Annotated in this window: 28 protein-coding genes, 1 riboswitch and 1 other annotated feature; of the genes, 23 read left to right on the top strand and 5 right to left on the bottom strand. The window is 50.2% G+C overall.

The features are described 5' to 3' along the window. The first annotated feature begins 152 nt into the window (after window positions 1–152). The 6 genes from ACOBQJ_RS11990 to rsmI all read left to right on the top strand — a co-directional run bounded on the left by ACOBQJ_RS11990 (window position 153) and on the right by rsmI (window position 5,847). On the top strand, window positions 153–1,598 hold the full coding sequence (locus tag ACOBQJ_RS11990; protein ID WP_421072007.1) for an aminotransferase class I/II-fold pyridoxal phosphate-dependent enzyme: 1,446 nt from the start codon (window positions 153–155) through the stop codon (window positions 1,596–1,598). Window positions 1,599–1,999: 401 nt separating this feature from the next. Continuing rightward, window positions 2,000–2,650 (top strand): dTMP kinase, encoded by a 651-nt coding sequence (gene tmk / locus ACOBQJ_RS11985; RefSeq protein ID WP_421072006.1) that lies wholly within the window; start codon window positions 2,000–2,002, stop codon window positions 2,648–2,650. Beyond that, window positions 2,619–3,611, top strand: a complete 993-nt coding sequence (gene holB, locus ACOBQJ_RS11980; RefSeq protein WP_421072005.1) for a DNA polymerase III subunit delta' — start codon at window positions 2,619–2,621, stop codon at window positions 3,609–3,611. The genes tmk and holB overlap by 32 nt, the downstream gene beginning before the upstream one ends. A 133-nt stretch (window positions 3,612–3,744) precedes the next feature. Continuing rightward, a complete protein-coding gene (locus tag ACOBQJ_RS11975; RefSeq protein WP_421072004.1) occupies window positions 3,745–4,617 on the top strand; it encodes a PSP1 domain-containing protein in 873 nt (290 codons plus the stop codon). Further along, window positions 4,617–4,958 (top strand): initiation control protein YabA, encoded by a 342-nt coding sequence (locus ACOBQJ_RS11970; protein WP_421072003.1) that lies wholly within the window; start codon window positions 4,617–4,619, stop codon window positions 4,956–4,958. Before ACOBQJ_RS11975 ends, ACOBQJ_RS11970 begins: the two co-directional genes overlap by 1 nt. A gap of 22 nt (window positions 4,959–4,980) precedes the next feature. Further along, window positions 4,981–5,847: a 16S rRNA (cytidine(1402)-2'-O)-methyltransferase gene (gene rsmI / locus ACOBQJ_RS11965; RefSeq protein WP_421072002.1), complete on the top strand. Its 867-nt coding sequence runs from the start codon at window positions 4,981–4,983 to the stop codon at window positions 5,845–5,847. A 49-nt stretch (window positions 5,848–5,896) separates the two neighbouring features. Here rsmI and ACOBQJ_RS11960 read toward each other — a convergent pair whose 3' ends face one another. After that, window positions 5,897–6,151: an AbrB/MazE/SpoVT family DNA-binding domain-containing protein gene (locus ACOBQJ_RS11960; protein ID WP_421072001.1), complete on the bottom strand. Its 255-nt coding sequence runs from the start codon at window positions 6,149–6,151 to the stop codon at window positions 5,897–5,899. Window positions 6,152–6,340: 189 nt separating this feature from the next. After that, window positions 6,341–6,596, top strand: a binding site (T-box leader). 56 nt (window positions 6,597–6,652) lie between these two features. Between ACOBQJ_RS11960 and metG the strand changes: the two genes are divergently transcribed. The 4 genes from metG to ACOBQJ_RS11940 all read left to right on the top strand — a co-directional run bounded on the left by metG (window position 6,653) and on the right by ACOBQJ_RS11940 (window position 10,290). Then, window positions 6,653–8,203 (top strand): methionine--tRNA ligase, encoded by a 1,551-nt coding sequence (gene metG, locus ACOBQJ_RS11955; protein WP_421072102.1) that lies wholly within the window; start codon window positions 6,653–6,655, stop codon window positions 8,201–8,203. Window positions 8,204–8,433: 230 nt separating this feature from the next. After that, on the top strand, window positions 8,434–9,204 hold the full coding sequence (locus ACOBQJ_RS11950; protein ID WP_421072000.1) for a TatD family hydrolase: 771 nt from the start codon (window positions 8,434–8,436) through the stop codon (window positions 9,202–9,204). 32 nt (window positions 9,205–9,236) lie between these two features. Beyond that, a complete protein-coding gene (cobO, locus tag ACOBQJ_RS11945; protein ID WP_421071999.1) occupies window positions 9,237–9,803 on the top strand; it encodes a cob(I)yrinic acid a,c-diamide adenosyltransferase in 567 nt (188 codons plus the stop codon). Window positions 9,804–9,870: 67 nt separating this feature from the next. Then, window positions 9,871–10,290, top strand: a complete 420-nt coding sequence (locus ACOBQJ_RS11940) for a UPF0158 family protein (RefSeq protein WP_421071998.1) — start codon at window positions 9,871–9,873, stop codon at window positions 10,288–10,290. Between the two features lie 102 nt (window positions 10,291–10,392). Here ACOBQJ_RS11940 and ACOBQJ_RS11935 read toward each other — a convergent pair whose 3' ends face one another. Further along, window positions 10,393–11,550: an ABC transporter substrate-binding protein gene (locus tag ACOBQJ_RS11935; RefSeq protein WP_421071997.1), complete on the bottom strand. Its 1,158-nt coding sequence runs from the start codon at window positions 11,548–11,550 to the stop codon at window positions 10,393–10,395. 391 nt (window positions 11,551–11,941) lie between these two features. Between ACOBQJ_RS11935 and ACOBQJ_RS11930 the strand changes: the two genes are divergently transcribed. The 3 genes from ACOBQJ_RS11930 to ACOBQJ_RS11920 all read left to right on the top strand — a co-directional run bounded on the left by ACOBQJ_RS11930 (window position 11,942) and on the right by ACOBQJ_RS11920 (window position 14,563). Beyond that, window positions 11,942–12,958 (top strand): ubiquitin-like domain-containing protein, encoded by a 1,017-nt coding sequence (locus ACOBQJ_RS11930; protein ID WP_421071996.1) that lies wholly within the window; start codon window positions 11,942–11,944, stop codon window positions 12,956–12,958. A 178-nt stretch (window positions 12,959–13,136) separates the two neighbouring features. Then, window positions 13,137–14,021: a 16S rRNA (adenine(1518)-N(6)/adenine(1519)-N(6))-dimethyltransferase RsmA gene (rsmA, locus tag ACOBQJ_RS11925; RefSeq protein ID WP_421071995.1), complete on the top strand. Its 885-nt coding sequence runs from the start codon at window positions 13,137–13,139 to the stop codon at window positions 14,019–14,021. 107 nt (window positions 14,022–14,128) lie between these two features. Beyond that, window positions 14,129–14,563 (top strand): ribonuclease H-like YkuK family protein, encoded by a 435-nt coding sequence (locus tag ACOBQJ_RS11920; protein WP_421071994.1) that lies wholly within the window; start codon window positions 14,129–14,131, stop codon window positions 14,561–14,563. A gap of 348 nt (window positions 14,564–14,911) precedes the next feature. Here the strand turns inward: ACOBQJ_RS11920 and ACOBQJ_RS11915 are convergent, their stop codons facing one another. Next, entirely contained in the window at window positions 14,912–15,706 is a 795-nt protein-coding gene (locus ACOBQJ_RS11915; RefSeq protein WP_421071993.1) for a glycosyltransferase family 2 protein, read from the bottom strand. A 141-nt stretch (window positions 15,707–15,847) separates the two neighbouring features. Here ACOBQJ_RS11915 and yabG point away from each other — a divergent pair, with 141 nt between their 5' ends. From yabG to ACOBQJ_RS11870, 9 genes are all read left to right on the top strand, one after another. Further along, the gene (gene yabG, locus ACOBQJ_RS11910; RefSeq protein WP_421071992.1) at window positions 15,848–16,744 is read left to right on the top strand and encodes a sporulation peptidase YabG; all 897 of its coding nucleotides are present in this window, start codon (window positions 15,848–15,850) and stop codon (window positions 16,742–16,744) included. Window positions 16,745–16,811: 67 nt separating this feature from the next. After that, complete coding sequence (locus ACOBQJ_RS11905; RefSeq protein ID WP_421071991.1) at window positions 16,812–17,816, top strand: hypothetical protein; 1,005 nt, start codon at window positions 16,812–16,814, stop codon at window positions 17,814–17,816. 18 nt (window positions 17,817–17,834) lie between these two features. Beyond that, window positions 17,835–18,251: a hypothetical protein gene (locus tag ACOBQJ_RS11900; RefSeq protein WP_421071990.1), complete on the top strand. Its 417-nt coding sequence runs from the start codon at window positions 17,835–17,837 to the stop codon at window positions 18,249–18,251. Between the two features lie 74 nt (window positions 18,252–18,325). Beyond that, entirely contained in the window at window positions 18,326–18,751 is a 426-nt protein-coding gene (locus ACOBQJ_RS11895; RefSeq protein WP_421071989.1) for a hypothetical protein, read from the top strand. A 474-nt stretch (window positions 18,752–19,225) separates the two neighbouring features. Continuing rightward, window positions 19,226–19,471, top strand: a riboswitch (cyclic di-AMP (ydaO/yuaA leader). A 5-nt stretch (window positions 19,472–19,476) separates the two neighbouring features. Next, window positions 19,477–20,901 carry a CAP domain-containing protein gene (locus tag ACOBQJ_RS11890; RefSeq protein ID WP_421071988.1) on the top strand — a complete coding sequence of 475 codons (1,425 nt, stop codon included), beginning with the start codon at window positions 19,477–19,479 and terminating at the stop codon, window positions 20,899–20,901. Between the two features lie 222 nt (window positions 20,902–21,123). Beyond that, window positions 21,124–22,671: a DUF3794 and LysM peptidoglycan-binding domain-containing protein gene (locus tag ACOBQJ_RS11885; RefSeq protein ID WP_421071987.1), complete on the top strand. Its 1,548-nt coding sequence runs from the start codon at window positions 21,124–21,126 to the stop codon at window positions 22,669–22,671. 28 nt (window positions 22,672–22,699) lie between these two features. Continuing rightward, window positions 22,700–23,755 (top strand): SPOCS domain-containing protein, encoded by a 1,056-nt coding sequence (locus ACOBQJ_RS11880; protein ID WP_421071986.1) that lies wholly within the window; start codon window positions 22,700–22,702, stop codon window positions 23,753–23,755. 120 nt (window positions 23,756–23,875) lie between these two features. After that, complete coding sequence (locus tag ACOBQJ_RS11875) at window positions 23,876–24,175, top strand: YbaB/EbfC family nucleoid-associated protein (protein ID WP_421071985.1); 300 nt, start codon at window positions 23,876–23,878, stop codon at window positions 24,173–24,175. 22 nt (window positions 24,176–24,197) lie between these two features. After that, a complete protein-coding gene (locus ACOBQJ_RS11870) occupies window positions 24,198–24,815 on the top strand; it encodes a hypothetical protein (protein WP_421071984.1) in 618 nt (205 codons plus the stop codon). A 185-nt stretch (window positions 24,816–25,000) separates the two neighbouring features. On the opposite strand, the gene ACOBQJ_RS11865 is transcribed toward ACOBQJ_RS11870, so the two are convergent. Beyond that, on the bottom strand, window positions 25,001–25,303 hold the full coding sequence (locus ACOBQJ_RS11865) for a hypothetical protein (protein ID WP_421071983.1): 303 nt from the start codon (window positions 25,301–25,303) through the stop codon (window positions 25,001–25,003). Window positions 25,304–25,451: 148 nt separating this feature from the next. On the opposite strand from ACOBQJ_RS11865, the gene ACOBQJ_RS11860 reads away from it, so the two are divergent. Continuing rightward, window positions 25,452–25,898, top strand: a complete 447-nt coding sequence (locus tag ACOBQJ_RS11860; protein WP_421071982.1) for a DMT family transporter — start codon at window positions 25,452–25,454, stop codon at window positions 25,896–25,898. On the opposite strand, the gene ACOBQJ_RS11855 is transcribed toward ACOBQJ_RS11860, so the two are convergent. Continuing rightward, a complete protein-coding gene (locus ACOBQJ_RS11855; RefSeq protein WP_421071981.1) occupies window positions 25,888–26,607 on the bottom strand; it encodes a ZIP family metal transporter in 720 nt (239 codons plus the stop codon). The two genes, ACOBQJ_RS11860 and ACOBQJ_RS11855, sit on opposite strands and share 11 nt — an antisense overlap. Window positions 26,608–26,670: the final 63 nt, after the last annotated feature.

Below are 26,670 nucleotides of genomic sequence, written 5' to 3'. Positions count from 1 at the left end.
TTTAATTATTTTAGCCGCTTATAAGACATCTATAAGATTAAACTGATGGGAATATTGGAGGATGGAATTGGTAATGTCAATCAAGTTGTGATAAAATTAAAGCTCAGTATTATTTGTATTGTTTTAAAAATTTTTCCGGGAGTTAAAAATTTGTGCTTGATAATCAGCGCCGGGCTCCGCTTTTTGAAGCTTTAAAAAAACACGCCGGTAAAAACCCGGCATGTTTTCACATCCCCGGGCACGGACAGGGGAAGGGCCTGCCGTTTGAATTGTCCTCTCAGGGGGGACAAGCCTTATTTGGCCTTGACCTTACTGAACTGCCGGGGCTCGATGACCTGCACAACCCCGCGGGGCCCATAGCCGAAGCCCAGGGCCTGGCAGCAAAAATTTACGGATCTGACAGGTGCTTTTTCCTTGTTAACGGCACTACCGCAGGGATCCACGCCCTGGTTACCGCCCTGGTAAGGCAGGAGAAAGTAATCATATCCAGAAACGCTCACCGCTCAGTGCTGGGGGGAGTAATCCTTTCCGGCGCGGACCCGGTCTATGTCTGGCCTGAGGTTATTCCTGAATTTACGGTTGACTGCGGTGTGGCGCCTGCAGTTATAAAGCAAGTGCTGGCTGACAACCCCGGCGCCGCGGCGGTGCTCGCCGTGCGCCCGAATTATTACGGAGTCGCGGGAGACCTGGACATTGTGACCCGGGCTGCCCATGAGGCGGGCATACCGGTCCTGGTGGACGAAGCGCACGGCGCGCACCTGCGTTTTCACCGCGACCTGCCCCGGGACGCTATGGATGCCGGGGCTGACGCTTCTGTCCAGAGCACACATAAACTGGGCGGCTCACTGGGGCAGAGCTCGATGCTGCACCTGCGTGAAGGCCTTGTGGATGCCGGCGCGGTCGCCGCGTCCTTAAGGCTGCTGCAGACTACCAGCCCTTCTTACCTCCTGATGGCTTCGCTGGACCTGGCCAGGCGCATGATGTCCCTGCAGGGCGGCGACATTATGGAGAAAGCGCTGGACCTGGCCCGCGGCTTACGGGACCGGCTAGCCGCAATCGAAAATTTGCGGGTTTTAACCGGTGACTGCCTGCCGGAAAACTGTGCGCTGGACTCCACAAAACTGGTCATTTCAGTGCGGGGCCTAGGACTTACCGGCTACCAGGTCAACGGGCTGCTGGCCGGGCGTTACAATGTTTTTGTCGAGATGGCTGATTTTTGTAATATAGTGGCTTTCATATCAACGGGCACCACCGCTGAAGACTGCGACAGGCTGGTGGGGGCGCTGCGGGACATCGCCGCCAGGGATAAACGGCCTGCGCTGCCGCCGCCCCCCGCGGCGCCTTCCATATGTAGAAAAGTTATGAAACCGCGTGATGCGTGGTTTGCCCGGTCAATAAAAGTGCCCCTGGCGGGAGCCAGGGGGAAAATATGCGCGGAGGCTGTGGCGGTCTACCCGCCGGGCATCCCCGTGGTAAACCCGGGAGAAGAAATTACCGCTGAAATATATGAATACCTGCGCATGGTAAGCGAGGCCGGCCTGTCCTGCCAGGGGCCGTCCGATCCCACATTAAATACTATTAAAATTGTGATAGAATAACAGTATAAAGCTGTGTATATACAGCCCAGAGTGTTGACAAAGTCTCCATGGCGTTGAAGCCGCTTGGCTCCGTGCTTCGCGTCGAGTAAACTTAGCGCTTGCTTCGGGCTCAATTGGACCGGCCTCCAACTCGCCGTCCAGGCGATGAAGGCCTTTCGCAGAATTCGTTGGGGACATTTCTCGGCCACAGAGACAGGCCCCAAATAGAGATGTGTCCCCTGACCGCTGTCCTGCTCATCCAATTTCGCATCCTCAGCTTCGCTTAGTTTACTTGCGACGCTGCCGCAATGGAGCAGCTGGTTTCAACACCATGGACTCTTCAGAATTTAATTTATACGACACTCTGAACTGTATATAAAGCTGCTTGCTTTTATGCTCTTGCTTAAGGAAAGGGTTTACAGATGAGAGGCAAATTCATAGTTTTCGAAGGAATAGACGGATCGGGGAAAACCACCCAGCTGAAACTTCTTGGCGACAGGCTGAAGGAGCGGGGACTGCCGGTATTGCATACAAGGGAGCCAGGCGGCACCCGGGTAGGGGAAACGATCAGAGAAATTTTGTTAAACCCCGATTACAGCGAGCTGGTTCCCCGGGCCGAAGCCTTTCTATACGCCGCGGCGAGGGCGCAGCACGTAGCCCAGGTAATTATGCCCTCACTGGCCGCAGGCACGATAGTGCTGTGTGACCGTTTTTTGGATTCAAGCCTGGCCTACCAGGGGTTTGGGCGCGGCATAGACATCAGTTTGCTGGAAAAGATCAACGAACCGGCCACTTACGGGCTGGTGCCGGACCTGACCGTTATCCTTGATTTTTGTGCTGAAGACGGTATGGACAGGATCAGCAGCTCCGGCCGGGGTATTGACCGGATAGAACGCGAAGCAAGGGATTTTCACGCGAAGGTTGCGGCTGGATACCTGGCTCTGGCCGGACGCGACCCCGCCCGTTACAGGGTAGTTGACGCCAACAGGCAGGCCAGGCAGGTGCACCTGGATGTGATGAAAGCGGTAGAGGTTGTTCTAAATGAAATTGCTTCAGGAAATAGTAGGACATAAGCAGTCGGTAAAAATTTTGTTCAAAGCGGTTGCCGGCGGCCGGGTGGCGCATGCTTATTTATTTGCCGGACCCGAGGGGGTCGGCAAGGAAACAACCGCCCTGTCTTTCGCCAGGGCCCTGCTTTGTTCCAGTCCCACAGGCGGGGACGCCTGCGGTGTTTGCCGCGAGTGCCGCCAGGTCAGCGGCGGCAACCACCCTGATTTTTCCCTTGTAGAACCGTCCGGCTCATCTATAAAAATAGAACAGGTAAGAGAAATCCAGCGCCGGGCTCCTTACCGCCCCTACCAGGGCGGCCGCAAGGTTTTTCTAATCCGCCAGGCTGAGGCAATGACTGCGGAGGCTGCCAACTGCATCCTGAAAACATTGGAGGAACCGCCCGCGGACACAGTGTTTATTTTAGTTTCAGCACGGCCCCAGCTTCTTCTGCCGACAATACTGTCCCGCTGCCAGGCGATTTATTTTAAAGGTATGGCTGCCTCCGAAATAATCCATGGCCTTGTTACCCTAAAGGGGATATCGGGTGAAGAAGCGCGTTTATATGCCTCGCTGGCCGGCGGAAGTATGGGCAGGGCTCTGTCTTACGCGTCCGGCTCGCTGCTGTCGGACAGGGACGAGGCGAATGCCCTGGCCGGCGCACTCAGGCAATGCGGTCCCCTTGAGGCTGTGGAAATGGCGGAGAAAGCTTCCGAAAGCAAGCCCAGGGCGTTGTTTACGCTTGATACACTGGCCTGCTGGTACCGCGACCTGATGGTGTGCCGGGAAGCGGGAGACGCCGGCTGTCTGTACAATACCGACCGGGTGGATAGTATTAAAAAAGAAGCGGGACAATATGATACCGCCCGCATTTTGGAAATAATAGAGGAAATCGAGTCAACAAGAAGAAAAATTGAAGTAAACGCCAATACCAGGCTGGCCCTTGAGACGCTGTTTCTGCATCTGAGCGGCGGCTCAGCCGGCTAAAGGCAAATAAACCTGCCGGTCCGGTTGCCTGGCTCATAGCATATTGCTGTCATGTATGTCTAATAAGAGTTGCCGGCTGGCCGGATTTGGGATCTAATGGTATGAGCCGGTATTTGAGGAGGTATATCGATAAGTGAGGGTAAAGGTCGTGGGGATCCGCTTTAAGAAAGCGGGCAAAATTTATTTCTTCGACCCGGGAGATGTTTCGCTTACAGCGGGAGATGGAGCTATTGTTGAAACGGCCAGGGGAGTGGAATTCGGGCATGTGGCGGCCGGGCCTCTTGAAGTGGAAGAAAGCGAAATCGTCGCGCCGCTGAAAAAGGTGATCAGAAAAGCCACCGAACAGGATCATGAGCAGCTGGCAGCCAACAAGGAAAAAGAAGAAAGCGCCTTTAAAACAGGGTTGGAAAAAATAGCGGCCCATAACCTGCCAATGAAGCTTGTTGGCGTGGAACAAACTTTTGACGGAAATAAAATAATATTTTACTTTACAGCAGACGGGCGGATTGATTTCCGGGAACTGGTCAAAGACCTGGCCTCTGTTTTCAGAACCCGCATCGAACTGCGGCAGATCGGCGTGCGTGATGAAGCTAAAATGATTGGCGGGCTTGGCTGCTGCGGCAGGGAGCTCTGCTGTTCCGTGTGGCTTTCAGACTTTGCGTCGGTTTCCATCAGGATGGCCAAAGATCAGAACCTGTCATTGAATCCCACCAAAATATCAGGTATCTGCGGCCGGCTGATGTGCTGCCTTAAATATGAAAACGAATCATATGAACAAGCCAGGGAAGACTTTCCCGAAGCCGGCTGCCTGGTCGCAACTCCTGACGGTGAGGGCAAGGTGGCAGGCATAAATATATTTAAAAACACCGTAAGCGTTGAATTAAGAGAAAGTAAAATAATAAAAGAGTATAACTGCGAGGACATAGTCGTAAAAGAAGGACAGGCTAAAAGCTGCGGGGGCTGCAAAAAAGACTGCCCCGCGCAGCCCGGTGAGGAGATATCCTGATGCAGTCTCTATATAAAATAACAAGGGAAATGGAAATGAAGCTGCACGCCCTGCTGGCGGAGGTGCAGGAATTAAAAAACAAGGCGCGGGAAATGGAAGAGGAGAACATACGCCTGCGGAAAGAGCTTGCCGCCATTTATCGCGCGGGCCTGCTGGAAGGAACCGGCGGCGGGGACGCTGGATTGCAGAGGGGTTTTTTTAACCTGCTCGGGCTATATGATCATGAATTCCATATCTGCAATGTTTATTTTGGGCGAAAAAGGACCGGGGACTGTCTTTTCTGCATGGCCTTTCTGAGAAAGGAACAGGAACCTGCGGTAAAAGCGGAAAAAGAGCTGTAGGATTAAAAGTGAGGTAAAAGCTTTGGTTGAAGAGCAAAAGGGAACACTGTATTTATGCGCGACACCAATCGGCAACCTGGAGGATATAACCCTCAGGGCACTGAGGATCCTGCGGGAAGCCGACCTGATCGCCGCGGAGGATACCCGCCATACCCGCAAGCTCCTAAGCCATTTTGAAATTCATACCCCGCTGACAAGTTATCACCGGCACAACTGCAAAAAAAAGGGAGAATACCTTCTGGACCTGGTATCATCAGGTAAGAATATCGCGCTGGTATCTGACGCGGGCATGCCCGGCGTCTCCGATCCCGGATCGGAACTGGTGTCGGAAGCTGTGAAAAATGGCTGTGCGGTGATACCGGTGCCGGGAGCCAGCGCGGCTGTTACAGCCCTGGTGGCCTCGGGGCTTCCCACAGATTCTTTTGTTTTTGTCGGTTTTCTTCCCACAGCCAAAAAAGCCCGCGCTGATAAACTGAAGGAACTCTCGAGCCTGCGGTGGACCATGATCTTTTATGAGGCCCCGCACCGGATTAAAGAAACACTGGCCTTACTGTTAAAAGCGCTTGGAAGCCGCCCTGCCGCCGCGGCCAGGGAACTGACCAAATTACACGAGGAAGTGATCAGGGGCACTTTAGAAGAATTAGTAGAACATTTTAATTTGGTTGAGCCAAGGGGTGAATTTACACTGGTTGTGGCCGGGTCCACGGAACCAGAAAGCCGGTCCGGCCGGGAGACAGACTGGATGCATATCGGGGCGGCTGCACATGTTGCCATACTGGAAGCGGAAGGGATGGACCGGAAAAAGGCCATCCAGGAGGTTGCCCGCTTGCGCGGCCTGCCCAAAAAGGATGTTTACCGCTCGGTGGTCGAGGATAAAGAAACCAGGTAAAAATAAAAAAAAGAGAGACCAAGTCTCTCAAAACAATATCTGTCGATTATTAAATAGCTTTGGCGTTTTCAAACATAGCCACCGCACACTCACGGCAGACCATTTTGTTCTTATAATGCTGGACATCGGAAGCATTTCCGCAAAAAACGCAGGCAGGCTCGTACTTTTTAAGGATAATCTTTTCGGCATCCACGTAAATTTCAAGAGCGTCTTTTTCATCAATTCCCAGTGTGCGTCTCAGTTCGATGGGAATAACCACCCTGCCTAGCTCGTCTACTTTTCTGACAATACCAGTTGATTTCATTTATCTATCCCTCCCTCTTCAACAATTTTCGACAAATATATAAAAAATTTTACAAGTAAATGGTACCAGTAATTCCATTAAGAGTCAAGATATTTTTGTAAATTTCTACAATTTTTTTCTAGCTATGGTGACACCTTGACAAAGAAGACGTATTAATCTAGAATCTAAAATAGTTATTTTTCAACAGTTCAAAAAGCTGTGAAGGGAAGAGTAAGCCAGTCGAAGTATCCGGACAGCGAGCGGGGTCAGGTGGAAGCCCGCCGGATGAAGTTGGCCGAACATGGCCCCGGAGCTGCCCGGCTGAAAAAACAGTAAGCCGGGCCGGTGTTAGCCCCGTTAGAAAGCTAGGGTATCGGGATTATTCCCTGTACCTGTCAAGGCCGTCGCCGCAAGGTTCCGGTATAAAAAGGGTGGTACCGCGAAAGTATAAAACTTCGCCCCTCAAAACAGGGGCGGAGTTTTTTGTTTTTAAAAAGTAATAAGGAAGGAAGGATTTTAAACGTGAGCAGGGGTACATTCTACATAACCACACCGATATACTATCCCAGCAGCAACCTGCATATCGGGCACGCTTACACTACTGTGGCGGCGGACGCCGTCGCCCGCTTCAAAAAAATGACCGGGTATGAAACACGCTTTTTAACCGGCACAGACGAACACGGGCAAAAAATTGAGAGGGCGGCCAAGGCCATTGAAAAGACCCCGCAGGAATTTGTGGACGAGGTCGTTGCCGGTATTAAACACCTCTGGGGTAAACTTGAGGTGGACTACGACGACTTTATCAGGACTACCGAAGAGCGCCATAAGAAAGTGGTATCCGTTATATTCCAGAAGCTGTACGACCAGGGGGACATATACAAGGCCAGTTATGAAGGATGGTACTGTACGCCATGCGAGGCTTTCTGGGCTGAGAGCAGGCTGGAGGAGGGCAATTGCCCCGACTGCGGGCGGCCGGTGGAACTGCTCCAGGAGGAAAGTTATTTTTTCAAAATGTCCAAATATGCTGACCGCCTGCTGAAGCATATCGAAGCTCACCCGGAGTTTATCCTGCCCACCTCCCGGCGCAATGAAATGGTAAGCTTCATAAAAAGCGGCCTGGAAGACCTGTGCGTGTCACGGACTACTTTTAACTGGGGCATACCTGTGCCGTTCAACGACAAGCACGTCATCTACGTGTGGGTGGACGCTCTTACCAACTATATCTCCGCCCTTGGTTACGATACGGATGACGACAGCCTGTTTAAAAAATACTGGCCGGCCGACGTGCACCTGATGGGCAAGGATATCGTGCGTTTTCACAGTATAATCTGGCCAATGCTCTTAATGGCTTTGGGAATAGAACTGCCCAGGCATGTGGTGGGCCACGGCTGGATACTGCTTGAGAGCGGTAAAATGTCCAAGTCCAAGGGGAACGTGGTGGACCCCGTTGTACTGATTGACAAGTACGGTGTTGATGCCATCCGCTATTACCTGCTCAGGGAAATGCCTTTTGGGGCTGACGGCTCGTACAGCGAGGACGCACTGGTGGAGCGGATTAACAAAGACCTGGCCAACGACCTGGGCAACCTGGTCAGCCGCTCCATAGCCATGGTGGAAAAATATTTCGGCGGGCAGGTCCAGGCGCCTGCCGCAGCGGAGGGCCCGGACCGGGAAATAATTGACCTGGCGGAAGAAACCCCCGCCATTGTCGAAGAATATGTTGACAGGACCGATATATCCGGCGCCCTGAGCGCTATCTGGCGGCTGGTGGGGCGGGCCAACAAATATGTGGATGAAACAGCCCCCTGGGCCCTGGCCAAGGACCCGGCCAAAAAGGATCGGCTCTCCACCGTAATGTACAACCTGGCGGAATCGCTGCGTTTTATTACGGTCATGGCTTCGCCGTTTATGCCCAACCTGCCTGCCAGGGTCTGGGCCCAGCTGGGGATCGACGGGCGGCCGGAACTCCATACCTGGGAGTCCCTGACCTGGGGCAGGCTGCCGGCCGGCACTGTTGTAAAGCGCGGGCAGGCGCTGTTCCCGCGGATCGATATAGAGGGTAAAAATAAATAAGTAAATATCACAAGATTTACAAGATTACCAGGATTAACAGGATTTTAATAAATTCTTTAAGTATAAAACAAGATAATTTTTTAATCTTATAATACTCGTAATGGATTTTAACCTTGTAAGAGTAGTATTGATGTTGTTATTTTAAAATAATTATTTTAAATCATGTTAATCTTTTAAATCTTGTTAATCCTGTGTAATTATTTTTAAAATCTGCAAAGGAAAGGCATAAAATGGACCTGTTTGATACGCATGCTCACCTTAATGACGAAAATTATAACGAAGACCGGGACGAGATGATCCAGCGCGCCCGCCAGGCCGGGATCAGGCATATTGTAAATATAGGCTTCAACCTCGCCTCGTCCCGCGAGTCCATAAAACTTGCCGACAGTTATGACCTGATTTACGCCGCCGTGGGAATTCACCCCCATGACGCGGCGGAAGCCGGCCCCGGTTACCTGGAGGAACTGGAGAAAATGGCCCTGCACCCTAAGGTGGCGGCAATTGGGGAAATAGGACTGGACTATTACCGTGACCTTTCACCGCGCCCGGTGCAGCGAAAAGTTTTCGTGGAACAAATGGCACTGGCGAAAAAACTGCAAAAACCCATTATTATTCATGACCGGGATGCCCACGGAGATATGATGGACATTTTGAGGAAGGAAAAACTGGGGCCTTCCGGCGGGGTAATGCACTGCTATTCGGGCAGCTGGGAAATGGCCAGGGAACTGCTTGACATGGGGTTTTATATTTCTATCGCGGGGCCGGTCACCTTTTCCAACGCGGCGCGGCTGAAAGACGTGGCGGCCAGGGTGCCGCGGGATCGCCTGCTGATCGAAACAGACGCCCCCTATCTTACCCCCGCGCCTTACCGGGGCAGGAGGAATGAACCCGCGCATATACAATATACCGCCGAAGAGATCGCCAGGCTCAGGGGTATGGAAAAAGAAGATTTAGCCAAGATGTGTGCGGAAAACGGCAGGAAATTATTCCGAATTGCTTGAATAAATAGTAAAGTATAAGTGAAAGGTCCGAGATGGTTTTGAATAAAGGAGGGAAGGTTATGGCTGAGCAGAAGAAGAACGGGTTAATTCTGGTAAACACAGGCAACGGCAAGGGGAAGACCACAGCCGCGCTGGGCATGGCCCTAAGGGCCTGGGGGCAGGGGATGAAGGTGCTTGTACTGCAGTTTATCAAGGGCGGCTGGAAATACGGGGAACTGAAAGCCGCTGAAAAACTCGGGCCAAACTTTGAAATGCGCCAGATGGGTGAGGGATTTATCAAGGGGCCGGGCGACCAGTCTCTGGAAGAGCACCGCCATGCGGCGGCGGAAGCCCTGGCGGCGGCCAGGACGGAAATTTCCTCCGGCAAATACGATCTGATCATCCTGGACGAGATACTGTACGCGGTCAACTACGGCCTGGTTACCCTCGCTGACACGATTGACCTTATGGCCAAAAAACCTGATGCCCTGCACCTTGTCCTGACCGGACGCAATGCCCCGCCGGAGATCATCGAGCGGGCCGACCTTGTTACCGAAATGAAAGAGATTAAACACCATTATAACCGGGGAATACCCGCCCAAAAGGGTATTGAGTTTTAATAAGCGCGGATTAATGCTGCAGGTTGTGTATTTATGTTTAGATAAAAGTAAAAGGAGGGTTTGGTGAATGCGGCAGGTACCCGTCACAACTGCATGGATTATTAATGCTTTTGAAAACAGCAGCCAACACTCCGAATACTACATTGATCTTCAAACGGGTGACGTCAGGTTCTTTTCACCCCTGGATTTTCCCGAGCATGAAGAGATTATGAAGAAGCTTGACCGGCAGCCGGAACGGTTCGTCAGGCTGCCGAAGCTGGAAAAAGAGTTTTCTTTGCAGGTAAAAAAAGATTACATAGAAACTCTGGAGAACCAGGATTTAAAAAGCCAGCTTGAAAGTGAGCTGGAAACAGATGCCAGGTACAGGAGGATCCTGATGGATTACGAAGACGAACGCCGACAGTGGTACAAATTTCAAAATGAAAAATATGCGGACTACTTAAAGCAATGGTTCATGGAAAAAGGGATCGAGCTTGTAGAGAAATAAATACACAAATATATTATCAGCAACAATAAAAAACTACCGGGTGCACGCGCACCCGGTAAAATTTTTTATTCTCACGTCTCACTTCTCACGTCCCACGTCTCATCAGGGAGTCATAGTTGTCACGTAAACCTGCTTACCTTCTTTTACCTGCATGACAGCCGCTGGTTTTATCGGGTTGCCGTCAGCAGAAAAGGAAATCTTACCGCTTACGGCCGGGAAATCCCGGGTTGCCTGGAGGGCATCCTTAATAACGGCGGGGTCGTCGCTGTTGGAGACCTTGATGGCGTTCAGAAGCAGGTTGGTGGCATCATAGTAAAGGGTGGAACGGGCATCCGGAGCCGAGCCGTATCTGGACCTGTAATCTTCCACCCATTTTTTGACTTCCGGCCGGGGGTCACTGGCTGAAAAGTGGTTAGTGAAATAACCGCCTTCCATGGCGCTTTCATATTCAGTAGAGTCCCAGCCGTCGCCGCCAATAAATATCGCGTTTATTTTTTTCTCCCGGGCTTGTTTGGCAATCAGGCCGGCCTTCTGGTGAAGATCGGGCAGGTACAGGATATCAGGTTTCAGCCTGGCGATATTATTCAGCTTCTCTGAAAAATCAACATCGTTTTGCAGGTATGATTCAAAAGCCAGGACATTGCCGCCCGATTTTATAAAGGTGTCCTTAAAAGAGGCAGCCAGCCCGGTGTTGTAATAGCTGTCCTCCTTGTTATAAAGGACCGCGGCTGTTTTGGCTTTAAGGTTGTTCGAGGCAAACCTGGCTGCTATTGCGCCTTGAAGGGGATCTATGTAGCAGGCGCGAAAAACAAAGTCCTTGCGCACGCCGTTCTCCAGTGTTACGGCGGGGTTTGTCGCGGCGCCCGCAACCATTACGACCTTGTTGCCGTTGGCTATCTGTGATATGGGAAATGTTGTCCTGTGTGTTAATGAGCCTACTATCGCTTGAACTTTATCTTCGGCAATCAGCCTGGTGGCGACGTCGGCGGCAACAGCGGCATCGTTGCGGTCATCCAGGATTATGGTCTCAATGCTATAGTCGCCGACTTTGCCGCCTGACTGTTCAACAGCCAGGTTGAAGGCATTCCTGGCAGACTCGCCAAAAGTCTTCATATCTCCGGAAATGGGGCCGATAAAGCCGATTTTTATAACTTTTTCATCCTGCCGGGCCGGTTCTTTGCTGCTGCTGCAGCCGGTGACAGTAAACGCCAGGACCAGCACTAAGACCGCCAGAAAAATGTATAGCCTGGGCTTGAACATTTTATTGTTCCCTCCATGTCGTTACCACATTATACTATAAATTGTGTAAGATTTAATAATATTATGATGATGTCTTAAAAAAAGACAATATTGTTAATATATTGACAACCAATATTAAACTAATAGCTAAAAAATTCTTCACTGTTTAATATTTTCCTTCTTTATAATTTTGTTAAAACAATAGTAAGATTTTCTGTTGATGTCATAAGTGTATAAAATGCGACATAAATTAACCCTACCCAAAACTGCCAACTTGTTGTAAAATAATAATGTGTTAGGAAATATCCGGTTCGGGCAAGATGATATACTAATAATGGTAATGGTTATATAAGTTTTATGTTGAAAAATTTCCTTATGGATGAGAGCCGGGCCTGTTTAAAGGAGGCATTTGATGAGTTGGAGATCTTTGCGGGACTGTTTGATAAGCGCAGGTTTAACAAAATTACGCGACAGGAAGTCTGGGTTTTTTAGCCGTTGGGCTGCCGTCTCGATTGCGGCGGTAATAATATTGGTGGTGATATGCGCCTGTTTTCAAAGTTCAGTGGTAATTATCGCAGACGGCAAAGAGGTTGCAGTCAGGACCTTTTCCCGATCGGTAGGCGCAGTTTTAGAAAGTAAAGGTTTTGTACTGTTAGAAAATGATATAGTCGAACCTTCATTAGATACGCAGCTTGTCAGCGGTATGGTTGTGACAGTGAACAGGGCGGCGGATGTCAGCATAATCGTGGACGGGCAGGTTTTGCCGGTGAGGACCCAGTGCCGGACGGTAGATGACCTGCTCAGGGAGGCAGCTGTTGTGCTCGGCCCGGAAGACGAGCTGAGTCCAGCCAGGGATGCTGCGATTACTCAGGGTATGAATGTTATAGTATCAAGGATCATTACCAAAACCGAATCAATGGAAGCGGTTATGAGTTTTGAAACTAATACGAAACACACGGTTAACCTGCCTCAGGGCGTCACCCGGATTGCCGAGGAGGGCAGGGACGGAACAGAGCAGCAAACCTGGAACATTAAATACAAGGACGGCATTGAGGTAGCGCGCCAGCTGGTCTCGAGAGAAACGATCACACTTCCGGTTAACAAGTTAATCATGGTGGGCAGCGGCCTGGTAGTGTCCAGGGGCGGCGAAGATATAAGGTATTCCGAGGCCGTTGATATGTTATCATCCGCATACTCCCACACAGGGTATAATACCAGCAGCGGAGTCGCTCCCTACTATGGAGTGGCAGCGGTTGACCCGGATTATATACCCCTGGGGACAGAGCTATACGTGGAAGGGTATGGCTACGCCACGGCGCTTGACGTGGGCAGCAGTATAACAGGCAACAGGATCGACCTCTTCTTTGACTCGCACGATGAGGCAATGTCCTGGGGCATAAGAAATGTCAAAGTCTACATCATAGATTGATTTAAAGGGCCGGCAAGGCAAGGCCCTTAAACTTTTTATGGACATTAAATATAATTGTAAGGGGCACATAAGCCCTTTTTTTTTGTTTGGGTCAAAATCGGGAATAATAAAAAAGGAAACATTTGTGAAACTGTCGAATGACAGATTATTACTATATAAACTGTCAGGAGTGCAAGGATTGATTCAGATAACTTCGCCGGCTGCCATACGCAATATCATGCAGAGCCACGGCATCTCCTGCCGCAAAAGCCTGGGGCAGAATTTCCTGGTTGACAATAATATTATTAATAAGATAATTGCCTCGGCCGAACTGGCAAAGTCTGACCTGGTTGTGGAAATAGGGCCGGGTTTGGGCGCTTTAACCGCGCAGATTGCCAGTGCCGCGGGAAAGGTGATAGCTGTTGAGGTGGACCGCGGGCTGCTGGCAGTTCTGTCTGAAGTGCTCGAGGGTGTACAGAACCTGGAAGTGATACTGGATGACGCCCTTAAAATAGATTTTGACCGGCTGGTTGGAGAAAGCACCGGGGGGGAATACGGCCGCAGCGGCAAAAAGTACAAGTTGATGGCCAACCTGCCGTACTATATAACCAGTCCTGTTTTAATGCACCTGTTGCTGGGGCGCTTTAACATATCAATCATATTGATCATGATCCAGGCCGAGGTGGCTGAACGCCTGGCGGCCCCGCCAGGCAGCAAAACTTACGGCTCCCTGAGCCTGGCTGTACAGTATTTTACTGTTCCGGAGATACTATTCAGAGTTCCCAGGACGGTTTTTTACCCCAAACCCGGGGTCGATTCCGCGGTGGTCCGGCTGACTGTCAGGTCTGAACCGGCTGTTGTTGTGCGTGATGAAAACATGTTTTTTAACATTGTAAGGTCAGCCTTCGGCCAGAGGCGAAAGACGCTGTTAAACTCCCTGGCCGGGTCCGGCCTTGGCATTGACAGAGAGGCCTGCCTGCGCGCCCTGGAAAACGCGGGCATTGATCCCGGGCGGCGTGGTGAGACTTTAAGTATGGCTGAGTTTGCCTCTTTAACAGACAGTATTTTAGAAGTCAGCGGTTAAGTTGCTTGCCGTATTGTGTCATCAAAATAGCAGCCCATTAACGTAAAAAGAAGGTGGGGAAAACGTATTTTATCAGTCCTTCCAAGGGGAAAATGCACTTTTCGGTAATGATGACTGATATAATTAAATATATCAAGGACCTCCCCACATCGGCTTACAAAATTATTATCGGCTCCGACTCCATGGTGAGAAACGAGACCTGTTTTATCACCGCGGTTATCGTCCACCGGCTGGGTAAAGGGGCGCGCTATTTTTACCATAAGAAGACGCAGCGCAAAATCAAAAGCCTGCGGCAAAAAATATTTTACGAGACGGCCCTAAGCCTGGAAGTAGGCGGCCTGGTGCATAAGTACTTTGCGGATTTCGGGTTTGAAGACCCGGACGACATGAACGTGGAAATCCATATTGATGTAAGTGTCCATGGTGAGACGAAGGACCTGATCCGCGAAGTGGTAGGCATGGTCACCGGCAGCGGTTTCAGGGCAAAAATAAAACCGGAGGCTTACGGCGCCTCCACTGTGGCAGACAAACACACCAAATGAGGCGTGGGATCTGAGGAGAATAAATAAATAAAAATTAATCCCGGCTTTTTAAGCCGGGTCAGAGTGTTGACAAAATAATACTGGATAATCCATGGTGTTGAAACCGACTGCTCCATTGCGCAGCGTCGTAAGTAAACTAAGCGAAGCTGAGGTTGCGAAATTGGGTGAGCTGACATGGACGTCAGCGAAAGGCCTTCATCGCCCGGATGGCGAGTTGAAGGCCGGCCCATTTGAGCCCGAAGCAAGCGCTAAGTTTACTCGGCGCGAAGCACGGAGCCAAGCGGATTCAACACCATGGAGACTTTGTCTACAACCTGTCCCGGCTTTTTAAGCCGGGTTAATTTTTTGTCATGGTTGGGCGATAAACCGGTCCAGCAGGTCCCACCGCCTCTGGGAGTGGTAACCCAGGTATTCCACGGAACCGGACAACCGCTGCCTTTTTGTATTTTTATAAACATGCAGAGCTTCAATACAGTCGCCAATAATAGTCTCGGCGATTAAATCCGAGTGCGCAGAGTCCTTTCCGGGTGAACCCAGCTTATTATGGGGTATGGCTGTGCCGACGCAAACAGAAAGGCCGTACTTAGAGGCCAGGGCAAGGGATACGGGGGGTATGGCGATCTCACGCAGCGGAACGGAAAGAAGGAAACGGCGGGATACCGCATGAGGGCCATGGCTGGGCGAAGCCGCCCCTATAATTTCTTCCAGGCCGATTTCCCGGTTAAGCCTGATCCGGGCGTTCAACACATCAGAGGCCAAGTTGGACAGCCGCGCCATGTGATTTCCGGGATAACAATTGGTCAAAGCCATATCGGCCTGGTTATCATATACGGTTGAGATTAAATCGGTTAGATTTTTTGCGATGTCGCCGCTCATGTCACCGTCAAGAAAGAGTACCGCCGCTGCGCCTTTGTCCAATGCGGCTTTGGCCCCGATGGCCCGGGGAACGTCTATACCGAGGGGTTCTATAAAATAAAGGGGCTGGATCCGCTTCGACCGGACCTGGCGGATAATGCCGCAGGAATTATCGCTGCTCCCGTTGATAACCGGAATGATTATGTCTGAAGGGACTGACAAAAGTGTTTCAATTGTTTTTTTCAGGCGCTTCTCTTCGTCTTTAACAGGCATCACTACTGCAATCATAAGTATTTCCTTCTCTCGGTTTTGACTCTAACATTCGGTTTTTCTCTAATATATGGAAATCGGGCTAAAATGTTGCCTGGCCGATACACAAACGCTGTTCCCCATTTCATATGATATAGAAAAATAAAAGGGGTCTTAATAATGGAAAAAATTAAAAAGGGCGACGTGGTCGGGCGTAAGTCATATAATAAGGACATTTATTTCAAAGTTATGGATATCTATGGAGGTATTGGAGAAAAGGAATACTGCAAACTCAAGGGTATTCACTACAGATTATTTGCCGATTCCCCACTGGAGGATTTGGTGAAGATTGATTCGGCTGAACTTGCCCAACACCTCCGCGAGCAAACGATGAAAAGCAGCGAGCATATGAACCGCATTTTCGCCAGGCGGGAAAGGGACAGAGAACTTGTTTTCGGCAGGGCTGTACAGCACGGGCATAACAATAAGGCCAGCAACGGAAATGGGGTGAACGGTTTTGAGGTGCCCGGGACTGTCCTGCATATAGACGGTGACAGCGACTACCTTGATCTATGCTTAACCACATACAGGCAGCTGAACATTCCGGCTGACGGTTACAATATCGAAGAGGAACAGCAGTATACAATGGTAGAAGAACTGCTGAAAAAACATACTCCGGATCTGCTTGTCCTGACCGGACATGACGGTTTTGTAAAGGGCAAAACCGATTTTGCTGATATCAACAACTACTATTCCTCAAAATTTTTTGTGGAAGCTGTAAAAGCAGCCCGCCTCTATGAAAAGAGCAGGGATGACCTTGTTATTTTTGCCGGCGCCTGCCAGTCGCACTATGAGGCCATTCTGAAGGCTGGCGCTAATTTCGCAAGCTCCCCCCAGAGGGTAATGATCCATGCCTATGATCCTGTTTTTGTAGTTGAGAAAATCGCTTATACTTCAATTTACGACCCGATTTCGATTAAAGAAATTATAAATGGCACAATCACAGGCTTTAACGGCATCGGTGGTATGGAAACACGCGGCAAATACAGGTTTGGGGTGCCTAAATCACCTTATTAGGCCGAGTACCCCTTTTTAGTGTCCTGCATATGATGTTGTAGGATTCCAAAGGAGGGGATTAAAGCGGATGGATCGCTATTTCAAGGCCTATAAAAAGAGCCGCGGTAAAATATTAAGCTTCAAAAACGTTGTTGGTGTGGGTGTCGGTTATAAATATACCGGAGAAGAAAGTACAGGGGAACCTGCTTTCATAGTATATGTTGAAAAAAAACTGCAGCCCTCAGAAATGTCCAGGGGGCAGATAGTGCCGGCTAAAATAGACGGGCTGGAAACGGATGTTGTTGAAATTGGCAGGGTCAGGATGCTCGGGGTCCGCACAACACGGGAAAGGCCCTGCCAGCCGGGGGTAAGCGTTGCCCACTATAAGTCCACAGCCGGTACTCTGGGGGCGGTTGTAAAGGATAAAGCCACCAGACAGTTGATGATCCTTTCGAATAACCATGTTCTGGCCAACGGCTCCAGTATACAGGAAGTCAGGGCCAAAACGGGCGACCCGATCCTGCAGCCCGGGCCATACGACGGCGGCAAGCTGGAAGACCGTATCGGGACGCTGTACCGTTATGTTCCCCTGGTAAAAAACGTTGCCAAGTCAGACTGCCCGGTTGCGATGGCAGTGTCCAGTGGGGCCACCAGGATCCTGAACCTGATAAAAAAGGATTATGAAATACGCTTGTATAAGCGTTTTAAAACTGAAAACACTGTCGACTGCGCCCTGGCGAAGCTGGATTCAATGGAAATAGCCACGGCCAGCATCATGGATATAGGTGATATCAGGGAAATTTCTGAAGCCAAGCCGGGCGACAAGGTGCAGAAAAGCGGCAGGACCACAGGCCTGACCAAAGGCGTAGTAAAATCAGTCGGCACTACCCTGCAGGTTGAAATGAGAGAAGATGAAAAAATCTGGTTCTCCGATCAGGTTGTCACCAATATGCCGTCTCAGCCGGGTGACAGCGGCGCCCTGGTCCTTAAAGAGAACCGGGACGTAGTGGGCCTGCTGTTTGCCGGATCAGAGAAGTTGACTATTTTTAACCGGATATCCAATGTTATAGATCGCCTGGCAATCGAGTTTTAATGAGGGGGCGGCTATCACATGGCTTACCGGCCTATTGTTTCAGGAGATATGGCGTTAACATTTTTATGTGAAAATATCCCGGCCATCGGCCCCACGTTTAAAAACAGGGAAGAAGCTGTTAAGAAAGCCAGGCAGTACCTGGAAGGGATTGATAAGTCAGCGGGGGAGCTCCGGGAAACACCTGTTAAGATAGAAATCAATAAGCAGGCTGACGGCCGTTATACTATTATGGTGGAAGGGTTTCAACATACAATGGGAAAGCTATTAAACATTGATGAGCTTTTTCTCAAAAGGTTCTGCAAGGGTTTAAAAAAAAAGATGTTTATTTTGACTTGTTTTGTGGAAAAAGTTGATGAGCTGGAGTGCCTTGTATTGACAGAAGGTCTGGGCGCTGTGCTATATGCCCCCCATTCTATAAAAAGATGGCGGCCGTGATATTAAATCCGGATGGCCGCTGACGCATCGTTTGTTTTACCGGGTATTATTTGCCGGCTTTCAGGGATTAACCATTGCAGGAAAGGGCGGTGACCATGGGCGAAAATTTCACCGGGGATTTTGAGCAAGGCTATGCCCGTGGAACGCGGGAAAGCCGGCCAGATAATAAAAAGATTGAAGAGGAGGCCTACCGCGCAGGGAAAAATATGGGTTATCACCTGGGATACAACCTGGGCTTTGAGTCTGGTTATGAAAAAGGATACTCAGAAGGGAGCACGCTAGGCTATAATAATGGTTTTCTGGCCGCCCTGGGACTGGGAGAGGGAAGCTTTAGTCCGCACAATAAACTTGAAGATTGTGTATGCCAGACCCTGCAGAAACTGATCGCCCTCGGGCAGGCCAGGGTAATCCTGACCGGTTGCGCCGCCAGGGAGGCCGGGGAGCTGTTAAAGCTGGTCAAAATAGACGCTGTTGTGGCCGGATCGGGAAAAAAACTTTAGATTGTTAACATTTAACATTATTTAATAATTAAAAGCAATAATAAATATATCGCAGGAGTCTGCCAGTCCTGCTAACATTATACGTGATATACTGAAAATACCGGCTTTGCCACCGGGCGACATTTTCTTATATATTAGGCTTGTACATTTTTTCCTTTGTACAAGCTTTTTGTTTTTTTGTTAATTGACCTGTAACCATGTATCTCAAAACAAGGACTAATCCTGAGATCATTGGGCGCGGAGGACCCATTTTAAGGGGTAAATCCATTTGAGAGTGAGATATAAGAATATCGCGATATCTTCTACGGTTTAACAGACCCAATAGGACTATCCTGCTGTTCACGGCTCATCGCCACAAAATTGCAGCGAGAGACGTATATATAAAGTGGATAGCCTTCTTGAGTTTAAAAAGACCGTGAGAAATATCAAATTCAAGTCTCACTGGTATTCCGGTTAATTAACCTGAAAACGTGCTTCAAAACATGGCCGAATCCTAAAAAGAGTTTAGGTACGGAGGACCCAGTTATCAGGGGTGAATCCAATTGAGACGTGAGACGTGAGAAATGAGACGTGAGAATGAATGACAGAATTAAGGGGTCTAAAAGGCCCGGTGTTAATGCATGAATCTCACTGCTCAGACACACGACCCACGACCCAAATGGTAGGGTTATCTTTTACCGAACCCGTCAGCTAACTCCGGAGGCTTAAAAGAAAGGGGAAATTAAATGAGATTCCGTCCGAAATGGGTACCGGCAGTATTCGCAGCTTCCCTGTTCCTTTTAGTGTTTCTGTTGTCCATGAGCGTGTTTGCTCCGGCCAGCGCGTCGGCAGCTGCCCTCACGGCTGATGAACAGCAGATGGTAGACCTTGTAAACGAGGCCCGGAGCTCCGCCGGACTGCCTGATCTTACCTATGACCCGGCGCTGTCCGGCCTGGCAAAAATTAAAGCCCAGGATATGGCTTCCAACAACTATTTCAGCCACACCTCACCGACTTACGGCTCAGCATTCGATATGATGAGCAAGGCGGGAATTCAATACCGTTATGCGGGAGAAAACCTGGCCAAGGCTTCTTCGGTGAGCTCAGCTTTTAATGCGTTAATGGCTTCCAGCGGCCACCGGGCAAATATGCTCAGCACAAATTTTGACCGCATTGGTGTTGGAATTGTAACGCAGGGTTACTACAAGATAGTAGTTCAGATGTTTACAGGCGGCCAAAAAACGACTACTGTTACCCAGACCACGCCCACTGCGCCGGCCCAAACGGTAAGCGGCTTGAACGCTGACGAGCAGGCCATGTTCAACCTGGTCAACCAGGAGCGCTCCAAAGCAGGGCTGCGCCCTCTGCAGATAGATATGACCCTGGTCAAACTGGCCAGGCTGAAAGCGCAGGATATGATAAACAAGGGCTATTTCAGCCACACCTCGCCCACTTACGGTTCACCTTTTGATATGATGAAGGCATACGGGGTGCGGTACAGCTACGCCGGGGAGAACCTGGCCGGCGCGCCCACCGTACAGAGCGCGCATACCAATTTAATGAATTCCCCGGGCCACCGCGCCAATATCCTTAACGCCAACTATACTAAAGTGGGAATCGGCGTTGTCAGCGGCGGTCCTTACGGCAAGATGTTTGTCCAGATGTTTATTAAACCGCTGACAACTACAACGACACCAACCACACCGACTACACCAACGACGCCGACAACACCGACCACGCCAACGACACCGACCACGCCAACGACGCCACCGACGCAAACAGTGAGCGGCATGAGCGCGGACGAGCAGACCATGTTCAACCTGGTCAACCAGGAGCGCTCCAAAGCGGGGCTGCGCCCCCTGCAGGCGGATATGGCCCTGGTCAAACTGGCCCGGATGAAAGCACAGGATATGATAGACAAAGGATATTTCAGCCACACCTCGCCCACTTACGGTTCGCCCTTTGATATGATGAAGTCATACGGGGTGCGGTACAGCTACGCCGGGGAGAACCTGGCCGGAGCGTCCACCGTGCAGAGCGCGCATACCAATTTAATGAATTCCTCAGGCCACCGTGCCAACATTCTTAACACCAACTATACAAAAGTGGGAATCGGCGTTATCAGCGGCGGTCCTTACGGCAAGATGTTTGTTCAGATGTTCACCGGTTAAGGGAATATAACTTAATATTGAATAATTTCAAGTAGTTTCAGTTAACAAACATGCATTAAAAAAAGAATGGCAAATTTAACATTAAAAGGATAAATAGCAATAAAAGGAAGAGGACATTAGTCCTCTTTTTTTCGTTTTTTAAATGGTTGACTGCACTTTTTGGTACTTTTTCGTATCACACTCATATATTAGTATAGAAAAGTTTTGAAAGGAGGATTAAGTATGGCTGAAACCGAACGGCTTAAAGTCCATCTGGTTCAGGGTGAAAATAGAGTCCAGGCCGTAGTCAGGGGACAGATTGAAGTTCCGGAAGCCAAACCAGACGTAGAAAAGATCCTGTCAAAAGAAGCAAAGGCAAAAGTAAGAGACGTCAGCATCGTTCCGGATAAAGTTATCGTGAACGGTACCTTGAACTTGCAGGTGACTTATGTTGCCTTTAAGCCGGATCAATCTGTCAACTTTTTTCATGACAGTGTGAATTTTACCAGCTCTTTAGACGTGCCGGGCGCCGAGCCAGGGGATGACGTTGATGTCGAGTTTACAGTGGAGGATGTGAGCCTGACACAGAGTTCCAGAGACCCTCGTAAGTTTGATGTTGCGGCAGTGCTCAGTGTTTTTGCCAAAGTTACTGATATAGACGAGATCGAGATACTCACTGAGACCCCTGAAGGCAACACAGCCCTGGAAGAACAGGACATCACAGTCGAACACCTGGTAGGCGAAAGGGAAACCAAGCAGATAATTGTCAGCGACCAGTTTGATGTGCCCGAAGAGAAGCCTGATGCGGAAAGAATTTTAAACACCGAAGCAGAGGTCGTTATAACTGACAAACGGATAATTGCCAACAAAGTTATTGTTGAGGGCGAGGTCAGGCTCCAGATCATGTATGTAGCCATGAAGCCCGATCAAACAGTCCATGACCTTCATCACACCATCAAGTTCAGCGACTTTGTGGAAGTGCCCGAAGCCGAGCCGGGTATGAATGTCCAGGTGCGCGCGGTGGTAGAGAGCGCCGAGGCCGGGCTGATAAAAGACCCTGCTTTATTCGCCGATGTAATTATTCAGCTGACTGTTTTTGTTACCGAAACAAGGACCCTGAGAGATGTCCCGACCGAACTGGAAGACGAGGAAGGTTTTGAAAGGATTCAGCTCAAAGTCGAACAGGAAATCGGCACCGGGGACACCCAGGTAGTCTTGCGGGAAACCACGGAGGTCCCGGAAGAAAAGCCGGATATTGCGAAAGTCCTGGATACCAGGGTGGAAGATACAGAAGTAACTGATACCAATATTCTCAGCGGGAAAGTATTAATCAGGGGCTATGCCGACGTTGAGATCGTTTATGTGAGCGCGGCGCCGGACCAGGCAGTCCACGCCATGCACCAACGCCTTAATTTCCGCACTTTTGTGATTGTCGAAGGCGCGGAGTCTGACATGAAAGTAAAGGTAGAAGTTGATCCCGAATATGTCAATGTGGACCAGGACGGTATGGACCTGCATACGGAAGTGGTGCTGAAGATTACCGCCACAGTTTGGGAAATGTCCCAGCCCATGGTCTACACGCCGGTTGAGGTGGAGCCTACAGCGGAACCTACCGCCACACCCTGCCCGCCGACACCGTACACAGTCAGGGCCGGCGATACTCTTTCCAGAATTGCCGCGGCCAACAGGGTTACTGTCCAGATGATCCTGGATATAAACCCGCAGATCACCAACCCGGATGTTTTGGAAGTCGGCCAGGTAATACAGATACCCTGCCCTGCCATGGGCTAATAAATATTAAAAAGGAGGTTTTTAAAGAATGTCCGTACCTTCGCAGTTTTTATTTACTGAGCCCTCTACGGTAAGATGCCTTGAGATTAAAGTACCGGTAGTTCTCGAAGCTGTAGATGTGGAGCAGGTGGTGGACAGCACCATTACCCTGCCCGAACTGGCCATGAAAATAGATCATATCACCGCATCCGTCCGTGACCTGAAGGGCACCCCGGTATTTGTGGACCAACTTTCATCCGGAGATATCATTTTAGTTCCCACGGTAAGTCCGGAGAGAGAAGTATGGATTAAAAAGGTTATTGTCAGCGGCACCATCCACAAGCAGATCTTCTATGTGAATAAAAATAATGAGGTCAGGCATTTTGCCGAGGACGTGCCGTTTTCCAAAATGCAGGAATTTAGAGAGATGAAAAGGGTTAAAAACAGGAACGATGTTTTCATCCAGTTCCACAACATTGACGTGGATATAAATTGGGAACTCCCGCGCGCCAGCCGGCTCCACCAGACTGCCGTGGTCCAGCTTACCGCCAAGGTTGTTGAGGACCAACAGATATTCGTGCAGATCTGTCCGAGCCCGAAAGTCTGCCCGGCAGGCAACCGGCTCAGGGACGGCGGCCTCGAGAACTGGGCTGATCCGTTCCACCCGGTGTTCTGGGGCAGCAGCAATGTCCAGCAAACCACTTTCGCGCACTCCGGCTCGTTCGCGGCGGATTTAGGGATCCTTAACCCGCTGCTGCCCGGGTCGCTTTTCCAGATGGTCTCCAACGGGATTGTGGGCGGCCGCCAGTACAGGCTGACCTTCTGGGTCGCGGAGGATGTCCTGGGTCAGGCCAGCGCCTTCGCTCTCAACGCTGAAGTTGTGTTCTTTGATGAGAACGGTGTCCAGGTGGGAATCGGCTCGCAAACTTTTACCAGCACCGGGATCCCGGATGGGGCATATACCCAGGTCCAGTTTACCACGCCTGTGACAGATACAAACGCTACCAGCGCCATGGTCCGCTTCTCCTTTATTCCGGCGGCCGGCAACACAAACACGGTCAAGATAGACGATGTTGTACTGGAATGCGTACCTTTGATGACTTAATAAAAAACAATTTCTTTAACCAGCTGGAAAAGAAAGCTGTTGAAAAAAAGCTGTTGTATAACAGCTTTCTTTTTACACCAGCAAAGAGTGTTAACCCACATAAGAAGGAAGTGAAAACCGATGATGAACATGGGGCCGATTTTTGCTGAACTGCAGAGACTTCAGGGTGAATTAAAACAAATGACAATCGAGGTTGCTGAAGGGGAAGGAGCATTCCGTGTATTGATAAACGGCTACCAGGAGGTGCAGGGCGTAGCGTTTGATCCCGCCGCATTGAGCCCCGACAATGCTGAAGCGCTGCAAATAATGGTCGCCAGCGCTTTTAACAGGGCCATTTTGCAATCGAAAGAAATGATTAAAACTGAGATAGCGAAAATAACAGGCGGACTTAACCTGCCCAATATACCCGGGTTGTTTTAAATGGTTTGAGGGAGTGGTAAACTTGGCTGAGGAAATAAAGGGCGATAGTGTGCCGGAGGATCCGGTAATCAGGCTTCTGGAGCAGACGTCCAGGTACGGCCTGGATCAGGAAACAATGCTGATATACATCAGCTCCGTTAATTTGATGAGCATTTTAGGGCTTATCGGGCGCCGTTACGGTGGTAATGCAAATTTGTCGCTTCCTCTCCCGGCGGCGCTGCCCGCGCTGCCCGCGCTTTCACCGGTATCCCCCGGGGCGGCTCCGGCCGGTGGCCAGTCAATGGAGAACCTGATGGGAATAATGATGAAAATGCTCGGCGGCCAGGGCGGCGGCAGCACACCGGCAGGGCAGGGAATCAATACCGCGACGCTTTTAAATATGCTGAGCGTCCTCGGGCAGCACGTTGATCTGAACAGCCTGATGAGCATGATGGCCGGAATGCTGGGCAGCGGCTCCAAGGCGCCGCCGGGGCACGAGGGTGGTGGCGCCCTCCAGCCGGCGGCCGGGGCAGGCCAGCCCGCTGCCGGGGTAAAGGAAAACGCCGCCGCGGCAAAAACAGCCGGGGAGGAGAAACAAGCCAGGCGGGAAGCGCCAAAAATCATGAAGTGGGACCCGCTTGACGACCGCAAAAAAGCTTAACCAATTAAAACAATCTATCACTAGATTTACAGGATTATCAAGATTTACAGGATTTCTTTTTAATTTTATTATTTAGGTTTACTTGTTAATAATATCCTGTATTGTTTTAATGTTATTGTTTTAAATTGTTTTGTTTAAAACTTGGGGCGCCGAAAACGGCGCCCTGTTTTTGTTGTTGTGTTGTTTTAAACCTCCTCGAAAGGCATCTGGATAGAGGGTACCGGATCGAAGTCAACCGCCGGTTCCGCGGGGGCTTCTGTTTGGACGGCCGGTTTCGTCGGGCCGGCGGGTTTGTTCACATTAAGGTGGGTGCCCGGCATGCTCTCGGCTACTTTAATAATAGTCGCGTTAAAACTATCAAAGCCGCTTTTAATATTTTTAACCGAGTCGGCAGCCGTCTGGAGCAAGGATGTCAGGAGTTCCATATTTCTTTCCACATCAGGAGTATTGGCCATCAAAAAAAGCATGGGGTTAAATAGACGTTTCAAAGTAACACACCTCCATATTCTTGATCATTTTATGTTTTAATGTGGCAATTTGTTACAGCGGCCGTATATTTAACGGATATTGATCCTGCAAGGTCTGTGGAATAATGGCTGTAAAAATGGAAAGGAATAAGAAAAAGGAGGTTGACGGATGCCTATAAAAATACTACCCCTGTTGATAGCCGCGCTTTCCGGTGTGGCTATGGCTATTCAGGGCACTATTAATTCAGCCCTGGGCAAGGTGATAGGGTTGTGGGAATCCACCTTTATCGTGCACCTTACCGGGCTTTTGCTGGTATCGCTGCTTCTTTTTATCTGCAAGCTGGGGGACGGCTGCCTGACCGACATCCTTAAGGCTCCCTGGTATTCCTACCTGGGCGGTTTACTGGGTGTTTTAATTATATATAGTGTAGTCCTGAGTATTCCAAAGGTAGGAGTAGCGCCGGCCACTACCGCCATCGTCCTGGGCCAGGTATTTACGGCGGGGCTGGTGGACCACCTGGGGCTGTTCGGCATGAACAAAATCCCGTTCAGCCTTTACAATGTCCTGGGGACATTATTGATGGCCGGAGGGGCCTGGCTGATCCTTAAACGATAATGTTTAAACCAATAATCAGCAGCAGGCCGCTGAGCATCCCCAGGTAAGCGAGAAAACTGCTGTTGCGCCTTGATTCCGGCGCCAGCTCGTGCAGCACGATATAGGTCATAGCTCCGGCGGCAAAGGACAGGAGGAGGCTGATAAACAAAGAGGAGGTCTTTACCAGTATCAGCCCGATAAACACGCCCAGGGGCGTTACCAGGCTGATCAGGACATTCACCAGCAGCACCCGTCCGGCGCCGAGCCCGCCGACTCTTAAAGGGGCCGCGCATACCATCCCCTCGGGAATGTTATGGACGCCTATGGCGAAGGCGAGTATAGGGCCCAGTTTTTCAGCCGCGGCAAACCCCGCTGCGATAGCCAGCCCTTCCGGCAGGTCGTGCAGCGCTATGCCGGTGGCGATAAGGAAGCCCATCTTCAGGTAACCTTTTCCTCTCAAAGTGGCCGGGTACAAGATGTTGAGCGCCAGGTCCAGTATAAACATAAGCCCGATCCCACCCAGAAATCCGGCTAGGGTAAAAATAAAACTTCCGTAATTCAAAGAAGAAGGAAGCAGATCGAAGATAATAACAGAAGCCATTACCCCGGAGGCGAAGCCAAGCAGCAGGGAGAGGGTGCGCGGGCGCAAATGCCCGCAGCATGTTACAAGAATTGCGCCAAGACATGTTCCAAGACCGGCAATCAGCCCCATTATTACAATGCTGCCCATTCCCCCACCCCTTTATTTAAGAGTGCCTAAAATCAATAATATTAGGCGGGAGAAGGCGGTAGA

Source organism: Pelotomaculum propionicicum, from assembly GCF_048984525.1.
In the GTDB taxonomy this organism is placed as follows: Bacteria; Bacillota; Desulfotomaculia; order Desulfotomaculales; family Pelotomaculaceae; genus Syntrophopropionicum; species Syntrophopropionicum propionicicum_A.
This window is presented reverse-complemented; position numbering and strand designations above follow the sequence as displayed.

Excerpts from the sequence above, each read along its gene's own strand:
- ACOBQJ_RS11935 (WP_421071997.1), bottom strand. The coding sequence starts at position 11,550 with ATGTTCAAGCCCAGGCTATACATTTTTCTGGCGGTCTTAGTGCTGGTC.
- ACOBQJ_RS11950 (WP_421072000.1), top strand. The coding sequence starts at position 8,434 with ATGGACCTGTTTGATACGCATGCTCACCTTAATGACGAAAATTATAAC.
- ACOBQJ_RS11930 (WP_421071996.1), top strand. The coding sequence starts at position 11,942 with ATGAGTTGGAGATCTTTGCGGGACTGTTTGATAAGCGCAGGTTTAACA.
- tmk (WP_421072006.1), top strand. The coding sequence starts at position 2,000 with ATGAGAGGCAAATTCATAGTTTTCGAAGGAATAGACGGATCGGGGAAA.
- ACOBQJ_RS11860 (WP_421071982.1), top strand. The coding sequence starts at position 25,452 with ATGCCTATAAAAATACTACCCCTGTTGATAGCCGCGCTTTCCGGTGTG.
- ACOBQJ_RS11905 (WP_421071991.1), top strand. The coding sequence starts at position 16,812 with ATGGATCGCTATTTCAAGGCCTATAAAAAGAGCCGCGGTAAAATATTA.
- ACOBQJ_RS11940 (WP_421071998.1), top strand. The coding sequence starts at position 9,871 with ATGCGGCAGGTACCCGTCACAACTGCATGGATTATTAATGCTTTTGAA.
- ACOBQJ_RS11880 (WP_421071986.1), top strand. The coding sequence starts at position 22,700 with ATGTCCGTACCTTCGCAGTTTTTATTTACTGAGCCCTCTACGGTAAGA.
- ACOBQJ_RS11885 (WP_421071987.1), top strand. The coding sequence starts at position 21,124 with ATGGCTGAAACCGAACGGCTTAAAGTCCATCTGGTTCAGGGTGAAAAT.
- ACOBQJ_RS11970 (WP_421072003.1), top strand. The coding sequence starts at position 4,617 with ATGCAGTCTCTATATAAAATAACAAGGGAAATGGAAATGAAGCTGCAC.
- ACOBQJ_RS11960 (WP_421072001.1), bottom strand. The coding sequence starts at position 6,151 with ATGAAATCAACTGGTATTGTCAGAAAAGTAGACGAGCTAGGCAGGGTG.
- yabG (WP_421071992.1), top strand. The coding sequence starts at position 15,848 with ATGGAAAAAATTAAAAAGGGCGACGTGGTCGGGCGTAAGTCATATAAT.
- ACOBQJ_RS11920 (WP_421071994.1), top strand. The coding sequence starts at position 14,129 with ATGATGACTGATATAATTAAATATATCAAGGACCTCCCCACATCGGCT.
- ACOBQJ_RS11875 (WP_421071985.1), top strand. The coding sequence starts at position 23,876 with ATGATGAACATGGGGCCGATTTTTGCTGAACTGCAGAGACTTCAGGGT.
- cobO (WP_421071999.1), top strand. The coding sequence starts at position 9,237 with ATGGTTTTGAATAAAGGAGGGAAGGTTATGGCTGAGCAGAAGAAGAAC.
- ACOBQJ_RS11900 (WP_421071990.1), top strand. The coding sequence starts at position 17,835 with ATGGCTTACCGGCCTATTGTTTCAGGAGATATGGCGTTAACATTTTTA.
- ACOBQJ_RS11855 (WP_421071981.1), bottom strand. The coding sequence starts at position 26,607 with ATGGGCAGCATTGTAATAATGGGGCTGATTGCCGGTCTTGGAACATGT.
- ACOBQJ_RS11890 (WP_421071988.1), top strand. The coding sequence starts at position 19,477 with ATGAGATTCCGTCCGAAATGGGTACCGGCAGTATTCGCAGCTTCCCTG.
- ACOBQJ_RS11915 (WP_421071993.1), bottom strand. The coding sequence starts at position 15,706 with ATGATTGCAGTAGTGATGCCTGTTAAAGACGAAGAGAAGCGCCTGAAA.
- holB (WP_421072005.1), top strand. The coding sequence starts at position 2,619 with ATGAAATTGCTTCAGGAAATAGTAGGACATAAGCAGTCGGTAAAAATT.